This window comes from Phytohabitans maris (assembly GCF_031085175.1).
Classification (GTDB): Bacteria; Actinomycetota; Actinomycetes; order Mycobacteriales; family Micromonosporaceae; genus Phytohabitans; species Phytohabitans maris.
This window is the reverse complement of sequence record NZ_JAVHUY010000024.1, coordinates 22173-35464: the sequence shown is the minus strand read 5'-3', so window position 1 is coordinate 35464 and position 13292 is coordinate 22173. Positions and strand designations below refer to the sequence as shown.

Annotated in this window: 11 protein-coding genes; 4 read left to right on the top strand and 7 right to left on the bottom strand. The window is 73.7% G+C overall.

Going from position 1 to position 13292, the window contains the following annotated elements; translation table 11 throughout:
* Nucleotides 1–8: 8 nt before the first annotated feature.
* From RB614_RS24545 to RB614_RS24530, 4 genes are all read right to left on the bottom strand, one after another.
* Entirely contained in the window at nucleotides 9–2018 is a 2010-nt protein-coding gene (locus RB614_RS24545; RefSeq protein ID WP_308714969.1) for a thioredoxin domain-containing protein, read from the bottom strand.
* A 96-nt stretch (nucleotides 2019–2114) separates the two neighbouring features.
* A complete protein-coding gene (locus RB614_RS24540) occupies nucleotides 2115–2939 on the bottom strand; it encodes an ABC transporter permease (RefSeq protein WP_308714968.1) in 825 nt (274 codons plus the stop codon).
* A gap of 62 nt (nucleotides 2940–3001) precedes the next feature.
* Nucleotides 3002–4435, bottom strand: coding sequence for an ABC transporter permease subunit (locus RB614_RS24535; RefSeq protein ID WP_308714967.1), 1434 nt, complete (start codon nucleotides 4433–4435; stop codon nucleotides 3002–3004).
* Nucleotides 4432–5361: an ABC transporter ATP-binding protein gene (locus RB614_RS24530; RefSeq protein WP_308714966.1), complete on the bottom strand. Its 930-nt coding sequence runs from the start codon at nucleotides 5359–5361 to the stop codon at nucleotides 4432–4434. The genes RB614_RS24535 and RB614_RS24530 overlap by 4 nt, the downstream gene beginning before the upstream one ends.
* A gap of 120 nt (nucleotides 5362–5481) precedes the next feature.
* Between RB614_RS24530 and RB614_RS24525 the strand changes: the two genes are divergently transcribed.
* From RB614_RS24525 to RB614_RS24515, 3 genes are read left to right on the top strand one after another with little or no spacing between them, the layout of a single operon-like run.
* Nucleotides 5482–6750, top strand: coding sequence for a sensor histidine kinase (locus tag RB614_RS24525; protein ID WP_308714965.1), 1269 nt, complete (start codon nucleotides 5482–5484; stop codon nucleotides 6748–6750).
* Nucleotides 6747–7418: a response regulator gene (locus RB614_RS24520; RefSeq protein WP_308714964.1), complete on the top strand. Its 672-nt coding sequence runs from the start codon at nucleotides 6747–6749 to the stop codon at nucleotides 7416–7418. Before RB614_RS24525 ends, RB614_RS24520 begins: the two co-directional genes overlap by 4 nt.
* A gap of 52 nt (nucleotides 7419–7470) precedes the next feature.
* Nucleotides 7471–8460: a hypothetical protein gene (locus RB614_RS24515; RefSeq protein ID WP_308714963.1), complete on the top strand. Its 990-nt coding sequence runs from the start codon at nucleotides 7471–7473 to the stop codon at nucleotides 8458–8460.
* Between the two features lie 291 nt (nucleotides 8461–8751).
* On the opposite strand, the gene RB614_RS24510 is transcribed toward RB614_RS24515, so the two are convergent.
* The 3 genes from RB614_RS24510 to mca all read right to left on the bottom strand — a co-directional run bounded on the left by RB614_RS24510 (nucleotide 8752) and on the right by mca (nucleotide 12651).
* Nucleotides 8752–11262, bottom strand: a complete 2511-nt coding sequence (locus RB614_RS24510; protein ID WP_428983101.1) for a putative bifunctional diguanylate cyclase/phosphodiesterase — start codon at nucleotides 11260–11262, stop codon at nucleotides 8752–8754.
* 244 nt (nucleotides 11263–11506) lie between these two features.
* Entirely contained in the window at nucleotides 11507–11752 is a 246-nt protein-coding gene (locus RB614_RS24505) for a hypothetical protein (RefSeq protein WP_308715045.1), read from the bottom strand.
* Between the two features lie 23 nt (nucleotides 11753–11775).
* Entirely contained in the window at nucleotides 11776–12651 is an 876-nt protein-coding gene (gene mca / locus RB614_RS24500) for a mycothiol conjugate amidase Mca (RefSeq protein WP_308714962.1), read from the bottom strand.
* Between the two features lie 131 nt (nucleotides 12652–12782).
* Between mca and RB614_RS24495 the strand changes: the two genes are divergently transcribed.
* Nucleotides 12783–13214 (top strand): DUF4307 domain-containing protein, encoded by a 432-nt coding sequence (locus RB614_RS24495; protein WP_308714961.1) that lies wholly within the window; start codon nucleotides 12783–12785, stop codon nucleotides 13212–13214.
* Nucleotides 13215–13292: the final 78 nt, after the last annotated feature.

Genomic DNA, 13292 nt, shown 5'->3' with positions numbered 1-13292 from the left:
AGCCGATTTTAGGACGATTTGCCCCCGATACCGCGGAGCTGGGCCACGAGTTCACCGGCGTCGGTGACGGGGCGGTCGCAGACGAAGCCGCGACACACGTACGCGGTGGGGCGCCCGCCGAGCATCGGCCGGTCCGCGAGCAGCGGTACGCCGGGCTGGTCGGGCGCGCCGGCCACGACCACCGCGCCGGGCGGGGCGTGCCGGTGGGCGGCCTCCCGGAGCGGATCCGCCTCCGGCTGGTCGGTGACGATCGCGATCTCGTACGGGCCGGAGAGGAGCGCCTCGCCGGTCGCCGCCGCGTACCCGGTGAAGCGGGGATGCTTGTCGACGATCGGCGCGACGGTCGCGAGTGCCGCCTCGGCCGCCTCCCGGTAGCGCGTCTCCCCGCTCAGCGCCGTGTACGTCACCAGCGCCGCCACCATCGCCGACAGCCCCGAGGGCGTCGCGTTGTCGGTGGGGTCGGCCGGGCGGGTCACCAGCCGCTCGGCGTCGTCGGCCGTGTCGTAGAACCCACCGCCCGGCGCGGCGAAGTGGGCGAGCGCCGCGTCGAGCAGCCGCCCGGCCAGCTCCAGCCAGCGCCCCTCGCCGGTCAGCTGGTGCAGCGCGCAGAAGCCCTCCGCCACCGCGCCGTAGTCGTCCAGCACACCCGCCGGCTCACCCACCACGCCGGCCCGCGACACCCGGCGCAGCCGCCCGTCGACGACGTGCCGCTCGGCCAGCACCTCGCCGATCCTGCGGGCCGCGGCCGCGGTCACCTCGTCGCCGGTGACCATGGCGTGCTCGGCGAGGGCGGTGAGGGCCAGGCCGTTCCAGGCGGCCACCACCTTGTCGTCACGCGCCGGCTGCGGGCGCTGGTCACGCGCCTCGCGCAGCCTCGCCCGCACCCGGGTCCAGCGCTCGACCACCGCCGGGTCGGCAGCGTCGACGTCACGGGCCAGCCGCAGCACGCTCGTACCGTGCTCGAAGGTGCCCTGCGCGGTTACCGCGAAGAGGTCGGCCGCCCAGGCACCGTTTTCGTCGCCGAGCGCCGCGCCGAGCTGGGCCGGCGTCCAGGCGTACGTCGCGCCCTCCACACCGCCGGTGTCCGCGTCGAGCGCCGAGGCCAGGCCACCCTCGGGCGTACCCAGCCCGTCGAGCAGGAACGCGGCCGTCTCCGCCGCCACCCGCCCGGCCAGCGCGTCGCCGGTCAGCCGCCACAGCTGGGTGTACACCCGCAGGAGCAGCGCGTTGTCGTAGAGCATCTTCTCGAAGTGCGGCACGGTCCAGGTGGCGTCCACGGAGTAGCGGGCGAAGCCGCCGGCGAGCTGGTCGTAGAGGCCGCCGCGGGCCATCGCCTCGCCGGTGTGCCGGACGATCTCCAGGCTGGCCGCCGAGCCGGTGCGCTGGTGGTGGCGGAGCAGGAAGAGCAGGTTCATGTGCGGGGGAAACTTCGGGGCGCCGCCGAAGCCCCCGTACACCTCGTCCTGGTCCTTGGAAAGCTGGAGGGCGGCACCGTCGAGGATGTCGGCGGTGAGCGGCGTGGTGGGCCCGCCCACGGCCTGCGCGCCGCCGATCGCCTCGACCACCGCGGCGCCCTGCCGCAGGACCGCGTCACGCTGGTCGCGCCATGCGGTCGTGACGCTCTCCAGCAGCCGGAGGAAGCTGGGGCGCGGAAAGTAGGTGCCGCAGAAGAACGGCTGCCCGTCCGGCGTGGCGAAGACCGTCATCGGCCACCCGCCCTGCCCGGTCATCGCCTGCGTGGCGGTCATGTAGACCGCGTCGACGTCGGGCCGCTCCTCGCGGTCGACCTTGATCGAAACGAAGCCGGCGTTCATGAGCCGCCCGACGCCCTCGTCCTCGAACGACTCGTGCGCCATCACGTGGCACCAGTGGCAGGCCGCGTAGCCGACCGAGATCAGCACCGGCACGTCCCGCCGCCGCGCCTCCTCGAACGCCTCCTCGCACCACGGCCACCAGTCGACCGGGTTGTCGGCGTGCTGAAGCAGGTACGGCGAGGTGGCACTCTCGAGCCGGTTCACCCTCCCACCCTCTCACGGGTCGCGGCGTGCTTCACGCGTCGCGGAGGCTGAACGCGACGGCGCCGGTCAGCAGGGCGCCGCCGGCGGCGGCGTGCTTCACGCGTCGCGGAGGCTGAACACGACGGCGCCGGTCAGCAGGGTCCCGGCGGCGTACGCGGCGAGGACGCCCAGCCCCTGCCACGGGCCGATCAGCAGGTCGTCGAGGCGTTCGGTGGCCTGGATGGCGAGGCCGGCGTTCATGGGCGCGTACTTCATGACCCGCGCGGCCCACTCGCCGGAGAGCAGCGACGCGGCGATCGGCCAGACGAAGAGCGCGCTCAGCACGGTGGCGAGCACGGCCGGCGTGTGCCGCAGCGACATGCCGATCCCGAGGCTGAGCAGGCCGACGAGGAGCAGGTAGAGCACCGTGCCGCCGGCCGCCCGCAGGGTCGGCTCGTCGCCCAGCGACAGCGGCGGGTAGCCGGCGGCCGTGGTGAAGCCGTTGCCGCTCAGGATCGGGCGGCCGGCGGCCAGCGCGCCGAGTACCCCCACCGTGCCGGCCCCGGCCACCAGCGCGGTGACCACGATCGCCTTGGCCACGAAGACCAGCCCGCGCCGCGGCTCGGCGGTCAGGGTGACCCGGATAGTCTGCGTGCCGTACTCGGCGGTCACCGCGAGCGCGGCGAGCACCACGACCGCGATCTGCGCGAGGTACACGCCGGTCAGGTTGACCCGGGCCAGGTCCTCGCGGCAGCCGAGGTCGGGGTCGAGGCAGTCGGTCGGGATGCTCCACGTGGTCACCGCGCCGAGCCCCACGGTGCTCGCGACCAGGCCGAGCAGGAGCCATCCGGTGCTCGGCAGCGTGCGCAGCTTGGTCCACTCGCCGTGGAGGGCCCGGACCAGGCCAGGCCCTCCACGGTGGTGGAGCGCGGTCACCCCCATGCCGCGCTCACTCACCCTCGCCGCCGCGATCGCGGGGGCCCCGCGGAAACGTGGAGCATGCTTCATGCCGTGTCCCTACGGCGGATCAGGAGTACGGCGGCGGCGAGTGCCAGCGCCACGTACGCGCAGGCGACGGCGAAGCCGGGCCACGGGCTCACCCAGTTGTCCCACCGTTCCCGGGTCTGCTGCATCGCCAGGCCGGCGAGGGGGGTCAGCCGCTGCAGCCACTTCTCCCCCTCCACGGGCAGGAGCGAGCTGGCGATGCCGGGTACGACGGCCAGCGCGAGCACCGCGACGACCGCACCGGCTGTGCGGCGGATGACCGCGCCGAGGCCGAGCCCGAGCAGCGCCATCAGCGCCAGGAACGCCGCCGTGCCGAAGACCGCCCGCAGCACCGTGCCACTGGTCAGCGACGGGTCCGGGTAGAACGGCGGGACGAAGCCCCGGTCGCGCTGGATCGGCCGGGCGCCCAGGAGCGAGGCCAGGCTCGCGACAAGCCCGCAGGCGAACGTCACCGTGCCGAGAAGGAGCGCCTTGGCCACGAGTACGCGGCCGCGGCGCGGGCTGGCGGTGAGCGTCGTGCGGATCATGCCGGTCTTGTACTCGCTGGTCACGTAGAGCACGCCGAGCACCGCCGCCGCGATCATGCCGAGGTAGACGCCGCCGAGCGCGTTTCGCACGATGTCGTCGTCGCCGCGTTCGGTGAACGGCACCTCGCGGATGTCGCCGGTGCCGGTCACGGTGAAGACGCCACCGGACTCGCTGGCCTCGCCGACGAGCGTCGTGCCGTCCGCGAACTCCACCCCGCCGCCGATCGCGTCGCTCTGCCAAGCGCCGGCCGGGCCACCAGCCGCGGGCGCGAGCCTCACGCTGTCGAAGGTCGCGGTGCTCGGCTCGTAGTCCGGGCTGGACGTGGTGCTGCCACCCCGGCGGATGACCCGCGTGCCGGAGGCCGGCGTGGCGGCGAACATCCCCACCTCGGCGGTCCGCGGCAGCCCGGCGAGCTCGGCCGTACCGACCTGCCGCCAGGCGGCGCCGTCCGGCGAGGTGAAGCCGGTGATCGTGGTGCCCGAGCGGGTCAGCCGGAGCCAGGCCGGCGTACCGCCGGCGCCGGCCGCGACGTCGGTGCTGAAGTCGGCCTGGAACCGCACGCCGTGGCCCGGCGTGACGAGCATCGCCACGTACGGCGTCCGCGGCTCGGTGCTCTGCTTGATCATGATGCCGGCCTTGGCCCAGTCGCCGGTGTCCTCCTGGCGCACGACGCGGGCGGTGATCGTGCCGTCGCCGTCCAGCGGCTGGTGCATGAAGTGGAACCGGTCCTCGAGCAGCCGCTCGGCGTTGTCGCCGACGTTCGTGCTGCTCCCCTGCGCGCCGATGATCGAGAGCAGGATGGTCAGCCCGACGGTCAGGAAGAGGCACCACACCGTGCTCCGCACCGTCACCAGCTTGGTCCACTCGCCCCGGAGCACCTGCCCGAAGCCGTCCCGCGCGCTCATCGCGTACCCCCCACCGTGGGCGCGTTGAACTCGACCTCGTCGCGGGTCAGCTCCATGTACGCCTCCTCGAGCGTCGCCCGATGCTGGGAGAGCTCGGAAAACGTGAGCCCGCCGGCGCTGAGCACGGCCGCGATGCGGTCGGGCGCTATCCCGCGCACGGTGATCGTGTCGCGGTCGGTGGCGGCGACCGTGGCACCCGCGTTCGCGAGCAGGGTCATCGCCTCGGAGCGCGCCGGCGTACGCAGCACGATCTGCTCGCCGGACGCGCGGGCCAGCAGCTCGCGTACCGTCGTGTCGGCGATGAGCCGGCCGCGGCCCACCACCAGGAGGTGATCCGCGGTCCCCTCCAGCTCGCCCATCAGGTGGCTGGAGACGAAGACGGTGCGCCCCTCGGCGGCGAGCGAGCGGAGCAGTCCCCGGATCCACCGGATGCCCTCGGGGTCCAGCCCGTTGACCGGCTCGTCGAACATCAGGACCGGCGGGTCGCCGAGCAGCGCGGCCGCGATACCCAGGCGCTGGCGCATGCCGAGCGAGTAGCCGCCGGCCCGGCGGCGGGCCGCGGAGCCGAGCCCGACCTGCTCGATCACCTGGCCCACCCGGCTCTTGGGCAGGCCGTTGTAGTGCGCCATCCACAGTAGATGGTCGTGGGCCCGCCGCCCGGGGTGGATCGCCGAGGCGTCCAGGAGCGCGCCCACCTCGCAGAGGGGATTGCGCAGGGTGCGGTACGGGTGGCCGCCGATGAGCGCCTCGCCACGATCCGGTGCGTCCAGGCCAAGGATCATGCGCATGGTCGTGGACTTGCCCGCCCCGTTGGGTCCCACGAAGCCGGTGACCTCGCCCGGCTCGGCGGTGAACGAGAGGTCGTCCACGGCCACGGTCGCCCCGTAGTGCTTTCGTAGTCCACGAGCTTCGATGGTTGCTGCCATGCTGGTGAGACTAGGAAGCCGGCGGGCTCCGGGGCGTCACGCTCCGGCGCCGTATTCACCCCACACGGATCCCCCACAGGAGGGACGCCCACCCCTTCGGACGCTCGGACAATGGCGTACGTGAACCAGGCGCGAGCGCTCGCCGACCGCACGGCCGTCGCGGGTCGGCGGCTCACTGGCGCGCCCGACTGGCCGCTGATCGCGGCGACGGCGCTGGGCCTCGGCGCGATGGTCCAGGTCATGGGCCATGTGGTGTCCAGCGACGACAACCTGTGGCTCTCGTTCGGCGTCCTGGCCGCGCTCGGCGGCACGGCCCCGCTCGCCCTGGTCCGGGCCAGCCCGCCGGCCGCCGCGTTCCTGGCCACCGGGGCCACGTTCCTGACACTGCTCGCGGGTTACCCACTGACCGTGGGCGCGGCGGTCGCGCTGCTCGCGATGCTCTACGTGCTCGGCCTCCGCCGCCCCCGCCGGGTCGCGCTGCCGGTCGCCCTCCCCTTCATCGGGTACGCGGCGGTGGTCCGCAGCGGCCTTTCGGTGCTCCTCCTCGGCGTGGCTCTGGCGGCGCTCCTCCTCGGCCAGGCACGGAGGCTCCGCGGCGAGCTTCGCCAGCGCGCCGCGTCCGACCAGGTCATGGCCGACAGCCTGGTGGAGCACGCGGCGCGGGGTGAGCGCGCCCGCATCGCGCGCGAGCTGCACGACGTGGTCGCCCATCACATCTCCATGATCGCGGTACAGGCGGAGACCGCGCGCCTCACCACGGCCGGGCTGCCCGAGGAGGGCGCGCAGCGGTTCAGCGCGATCGGCGACACCGCCCGCACCGCGCTCACCGAGATGCGCCGCCTGCTCGGCGTGCTCCGCGAGGACGCCGGCACCACCCCCACCCGCCGGCCCCAGCCCAGCCTTCAGCAGCTCAACCAGCTGATCGACGAGGCACGCGCCTCGGCCGGGGCGAGCACCCGCCTGATCGTCCACGGGCACGTCGCGCCGCTGGATCCGGGGGTGGAGCTCACGGCGTACCGGATCGTCCAGGAGGCCCTCACCAACGCCCGCCGCCACGCCCGCGGCGCCGCGGTCGACGTGGAGCTCGACTACGCGGCGGACGCGCTCCGCGTCCGCGTCCGCGACAACGGCCCCGGTCCCCCGCCCGGCTCGGCGAGCGGTGGCCACGGCCTGCTCGGGATGCGCGAGCGCGCCGCGATGGTCGGCGGCACGCTGCACACCGGACCGGCACCGGCCAGCGGCTTCCTGGTCGAGGCCGTGCTCCCGCTCGGGTCCGCGGAGGTGGCGCCCCCGCTCCCGACCGAGGCGAGGCTTCCGCTCCCGACCGAGGCGAGGCTTCCGCTCGCGACCGAGGCGAGGCTCCCGTTCGCGTCGGGGGAGGCGACGTGAGCGGCGACCGCATCCGGATCGTGGTGGTGGACGACCAGGAGGTTGTCCGGGCCGGGTTCGCGGCACTGCTCGCCACCCAGCCCGACTTCCTCGTCGTGGGCAGCGCCGCCGACGGCGCCGAGGCGGTCCGGGCCTGCCGCGAAGCACGGCCCGACGTCGTCCTCCTCGACGTGCGCATGCCGGTCATGGACGGCATCGAGGCCGCCCGCCAGATGGCGCGGTTTCCGGACGGGCCGCGGATCCTCATGCTGACCACGTTCGACCTGGACGAGCATGTCTACGACGCGCTCTGCGCCGGAGCGAGCGGCTTCCTGCTCAAAGAGGTGACCGCCGAGCGCCTCTTCGACGCGGTGCGCGTGGTCGCGGCCGGCGAGGCGCTGCTCGCGCCGACGGTGACCCGCCGGCTGATCGACGAGTTCGCGCGCCTGCGACCCCGCCCGCGCGAGGCCACACCCCTGCGCGCCCTGACGCCGCGGGAGACCGACGTGCTCCGGCTGATCGCCGAGGGCCTGTCCAACACCGAGATCGCCGACCGCCTCGTGGTCAGCGAGGAGACCGTCAAGACCCACGTGAGCCGCGTACTGAGCAAGCTGGGCCTGCGCGACCGCACCCAGGCGGTGGTCACGGCGTACGAGTCCGGCCTGGTTGTGCCGCGTTCGAGTCGTTGATTGGTTGACTGACGGCCAACTGGCCATAACCGTCTGCTGCCAGCCTGTGGCCATGCGTACGGTCTGGACGCGGATACGCCCCGTCGTCACCAACGCCTGGCTCGGCTTCGCGGTGCTGGCCGCCAGCGCCGTGGTGTCCGTGTGGAGCATCGCGAGCGTGCCCCAGGCCTCGCCCCTGCCGGTACTGCTCGGCCTGCTCCCGTGGACGGTCGGCAAGTACCTGCTCTGCCCGCTGCGGTGGCACGCGATCTCGATGAGCGGCCGCAGTCGCTGGTGGCACATCCGCGCGTACGCCGAGAGCGAGCTGATCGGCCTCGTCTCCCCCGTACACGCCGGCGCCGACCTGTGGCGGGTGCACCGCCTCCACCAGTCGGGAGTCGGCCGCGGGGTCGCGGTCGCCGAGGTCGCGATGGACCGGGTGATCGGCATGGGCGGCATCGCGCTAGGGGTGGTACTGGCCGGCGTCACCCTGCCGTGGGAGATGCTCGCCGCCTTCGGCGCGGTCGCTGCCACCGCGGGCGTCGCCGCGCTGATCGTGCACCGCCGCCGCCCCGACCTGCTCGCCCGCCGCCCACTGCCCGGCCCCGGGGCGCTGGCCTTCGGGCTGGCGATCTCCGTCGCGTACCAGGTGGGCGTCGCCGGCCTCATCCTCGGCTCGGTCATCGGGGTGGGCAGCAGCGTCAGCCTGCTGGGACTCGTCACCGTCTTCGCCGCCAGCCAGCTGGCGAGCATCGTTCCCCGGATCGGCGGCGCCGACCCGCACAACGCCGCGCTCGCCGTCGGCCTGGCCTCGCTCGGCGTGCCGTGGACCGCCGCCATCGGCGCGATCTCGCTGGTCGCGGTCGTCCCGTGGATCCCCGCCCTGCTCCTCGGCGGCGGCAGCTTCGCCGCCCGCCGGCTGGTCGCCCTGGCCGCCGCACACCCCCGCCCGCTGGCCACCGCCCGCGAACGCCTGGCGACCCGCCGCCTCATCCCCCGCCGCTTCGCCCCGCGCGCCCTCGCCGCCGACCTCGAGCCCGAGCCCGCCGCCCTCCAGCCCTAGACGATCTCTGAGCTACCCCGACACCCGCCGTGGTTCGGATCTCGTCCGAGCCTCCCCTGCGGCCCGGCGCGCCCCAGCCCGTTTGCGAAGCCCGGCACCGTCCGGAGCCGCCGGTCGTCCTCCCGCAGCCTCACCCCTCCGTGCACCCACAAGGAGATCTTGGAGAGTTAGGGCACCTATAGCCGCCCTAACTCTCCAAGATCTGCGCGATGGGCCGCGGGAGCGGGCGCCGCGGGGCCGACGGCATCGGCGAGAGCCGCAGCCGTGGATCCTCGCGCGGAGGCAGTGGCGTCAGGAGGCGCCGTCGGCGCGGAGGGGGAAGACCTGGGCCTGAGCGGAGTCGAGCAGCGAGCGGAGCACGGCCACGATCTTGTCGGCCGGCATGGGCTTGAAGAAGTGGTAGCCCTGCGCGGCGCCGCAGCCGAGCGCGGCCAGGGCGGCCCGCTGGTCGGCGGTCTCCACGCCCTCGGCGACCACCCGCAGGCCCAGCCGGTGTCCCAGGTCGACGGTCGCGTTGACGATGGCGGCTGACGTCGGGGCGTCGGCCATCGTACGCACGAAGGAGCGGTCGATCTTGACCTCGTTGACCGGGATGCGGGTCAGGAACGTGAACGACGAGTAGCCCGTGCCGAAGTCGTCGACGGAGAGCTGCACGCCCAGGTCGCGGAGGGAGCCGAGCACCTCGTCGATGACTTCGAGCTCGCTGAGCACCACCGTCTCGGTGATCTCCAGGACCAGGCGGCGGGCCGGTACGCGGTGGCGGCGCAGCAGCTCAGCCACGTCGGACGGCAAGTGGGGATCAAGCAAACTGCGGGCCGAAAGATTGACCGAGATCGGTACGTCCAGGCCCTCCTCGGCCCACTCGGCGGCGACGGTGAGCGCCTTGTCCACGACGTACCGCGTAAAGGGGGCCAGCAGGTCGCTGCCCTCGACCGCCCGCACGAAGTCGACCGGGCCGAGCGAGCCGCGCCGGGGATGGCGCCAGCGGATCAGCGCCTCCACGCCGGTCGGCGCACCGGTGCCGAGGTCGACGGCGGGCTGGAGGGCGAGCACGAGCTGGTCTTCGACGGTGAGCGCCTCGCGCAGCTCGGCGAGCAGGGCCAGCCGGTCGGTGCTCGCCTCGTCCTTGGCGCTGTCGTACCAGGCGACGCTCCCGCCGCCCTCCTTGGCCTGGTACATCGCGTTTTCCGCGCGCCGCACCAGCTCGGCCACGTCGGCGGAGCCCGCGGGCGCGACGACCACGCCTACCGACGCCTCGACCGACATGACCACGCCGGCCACCTCGATCGGCGTGGCCAGGTGCTCGACCAGCGCGCGGGCCCGGCGCAGCGCCTGCGGCGTCGGCGACGAGCGGTCGCCGTCGGGCGCCTCCAGGTCGGTGACCAGCAGCGCGAACTCGTCGCCGTCGAACCGGGCCAGCAGCTCGCCGGGCTCGGCCAGCTCGCCCAGCCGGGCCGCGATGCCCTGCAGCAGCTCGTCGCCGGCGGCGTGGCCGAGCGTGTCGTTGACCTCCTTGAAGCGGTCGAGGTCGAGCAGCAGCAGCGCCACCGGCACCTCACGCACGACCTGCCGGAGCGCGGCGTCGCCCTTGAGCAGGAACGCGGCGCGGTTGGTCAGCTTGGTCAGCGGGTCGTGCACCGAGTCGAACGCCGAGCGCTCGGTCAACGACTCCAGCGCCTCGTGGGTGGCGGCGTCGTGCAGCGCGGTGGCGAGCGCGTCCGCGTACGCCGAGAGGGCCATCTGCTCCCGCTGCCCCGGCTCCAGCGCCCGGGAGAACCGCACGCGCAGCAGCCCCACGGCCACGCCGGCGACGGTGAGGCGCACGAGGCCCGGCTCCTCCGGCAGCGGGTCGGGGAGCGGCTCGCGCAGGTCGGCCTCGGCGAGCGTGCCGGAGGCGTCACCCGTGTAGCGCCGGCGGGAGCCGTCGGCGCGGAGCACGTCGACCTCGACCGCCTCGGCCCCGAAGATCGAGAGCGCGCCGCCGACGCCCGCCCGGGCCACCGCCCGCTCGTCGAGCCGGCTCAGTTCCCGGGTGGCGGCGGCGAACGCGGACCAGAGCCGGCGCTCCTCGTCGGCGCGCAGGCGGTGCCCGTACGTCTGCTGGAGCAGCCAGAGCGCGGGTGGCAGCAGCAGGAGCCACCGGAGGTCGCGCTCGATCATGCTGACCACCACGAAGCCGACCAGCACGTTGCCCACGAACATCAGGAACTTCGCCCGGAGCGCGCGCAGGAACAGCCCGGCCGCCGGCCTGGCCTGCCGCACGGAGAGCGTCAGCGCCGCGAGCCATCCGGTGACCAGCAGGTACGCCAGGGAGCCGAGGGCCAGGGCGCCGGCGAGGGTGGGCGTGAGCCGCGCCTCGAACGGATCGGCGACCGCCCGGGTGGCGAGCGCGCCGACCGCCACGGCGACGGTCAGCGACCCGGCGACGTGGAGGATCTCCAGCGGCGAACGCCGGTCGGAGAAGTACGTGAGCAGCACCCAGGCCAGGAAGGTGCCGGCGAAGGTGGCGGCGGGCAGCCACGGGGCGGGCGCGAGGTAGAGCCCGACGATGAACGCGGCCTCGCCCCACGTCACGCTCACCGCGCCGGCGCCGACCCGGAAGCGGAGCCGGGCCAGCTGGCCGAGCGCCATGACCCCGGCGGCGAGGCCGGCCTGGGCGAGCGGCGACAGGTCACCGCGGCTCGACACGTCGACCGGAACGACGAGGCCGGCGATGGCGGCCGGAAGCGCGATGGCGAGGACGACGATGTGGAGCGCGCGGATCCGCCGGGGGGCCGGGGCGGTCGCACGCGCGGCTGTCACGGGTAGCCCCCGACCGCCGGCGACAGGTCTGTCCGCTTACACCCCAAAGAGGGGAAACCGTGGCGATTGTGCATCGGCGCCCCCTTCAGCCCGCGGCCCGGGGACAATGGCCCCCCGGCGAGGCTAAGCCAAACCGGTTTGCGGCAACAGGGGTCGCCGGGTCGGTTTCGCCATCAAGTGGCAAGACCCGCTGATGACGGCGGCCGATCCGGCTCCAGGAAGCGCCCTACCCTCAGGAACACGGTCAGGCGCGGTCCGCGCGATCTGTCGGATCTTGGACACTCTCCGCGGGATCGGCCGGCGGGATCTCCGCATCCTGCCCGGGAAAGCGGCCCGGGAGGCGGCGCAGGCGCGAATTCATGTTACGGATCAGCAGCACGGTCGCGATCGCCAGCAGCACGATGATGAACAGCCCCATCGGCCCGGCCAGGCCGCCGGAGCGGGTGTCGCCGAAGTTGTTTTCCGCGAGCACCTGAGCAGCCGTCAGCATCACCCCACCGTACGCCTGTGCGGTCACTTGGCGCCGCGCACCCCCGCGAACAGGTCGGTCTCCGGCAGCTGGGTCTCCACATGCGACGTGACCAGCTCGTAGTCCTCGGTCGGCCAGATCCGCTGCTGGACCTCCAGCGGCGCCCGGAACCACGTCCCGTCGGGGTCGACCTGGGTGGCGTGCGCGCGCAGCGCGTCGTCCCGGACGGGGAAGAACTCCGCGCACTCGACCCGGGTGGTGACCCGGTGCCCCTTGTCGGTGCCGTCGTCGACCCAGCCGTCGAGCATCTCCTGGTACGGCGAGTCGAGCCCGGCCGCGACCATGCCCTCGTGCAGCGCCTGGAACTTTGCCCGGGTGAAGGAGTGGTGGTAGTAGAGCTTGTGCGGCTGCCAGGCCGCACCCATCTCGGGGAACTGCTCGGGGTCGCCGGCCCCCTCGAAGGCCACCACGCTGATCTGGTGACACATGATGTGGTCGGGGTGCGGGTAGCCACCCTCCTCGTCGTACGTCAGCACGACGTGCGGGCGGAACTCGCGCATGAGCCGCACCAGCGGCCCGGCCGCGGACTGCGGATCTTCCAGCCCGAAGCAGCCGTCGGGCAGCGGGGGCAGCGGGTCGCCCTCGGGCAGGCCGGAGTCGACGAAGCCGAGCCAGGCCTGGTCGACGCCGAGGATCGCCCGGGCCGCCGCCATCTCGGCTCGGCGGATCTCGGCGATGTCCTCCCAGACGTCCGGGCGGTCCATCTTCGGGTTGAGCACGCTGCCGCGCTCGCCGCCGGTGCAGGTTACGACCAGCACCTGCACGCCCTCGGACGCATACTTCGCCATCGTCGCGGCGCCCTTGCTGGACTCGTCGTCCGGATGGGCGTGCACCGCCATGAGGCGCAGCTGCTCTGCCACTGGAACTCCCCCGGTACCTGCCGGAGCCCCGTGGAGCGCCGGCTGCGAAGATGGTCGTCGGACACACGGACTCAGCCATTCTGGCCGATGCCTCCGACAACGACGACAACGACCGCAGGAGACGCCACCCGGTGACCGAGACCCATGCCACAACGGGCACCGCCGCGCCGGTGTTCCCGCCCGGGCGGTACGGCCGCCGGCGGGAGCCGCGTCGCCGCCGCCCGTGGCTGGTCGCGCTCCTGCTCGTCGTCGTGATCGCCGCCGGCGCCGCGCTCGCCGTGCGCCTCTACCGGCAGTACGGGGATCCGACGTACGACGGCCAGGTCCTGCGATACAGCGACATCACCGACTCGCAGGTGCTGATCGAGTTTCGGGTGACCGTCCCGGCCGGCGGTGAGGCGATCTGTGTCGTCCGGGCCCGCTCCCGCGACGGCGCCGACGTCGGCAAGGCCGAGGTGCGGGTCGACGCCCCGCCCGGCGAGACCCGGCCGGTGACGAGATATGTGCTGGCCACGACCGCCCGCCCGATAAATGGGGAAGTGGTTCGCTGCCGAGCGGCGTAACAATGGGAGTGCCGCCCGACAACAGAACAGAGCGCAACGGCGTGCGGTTCGAAGCGGCAAAACTTGGTTAATTCTGAG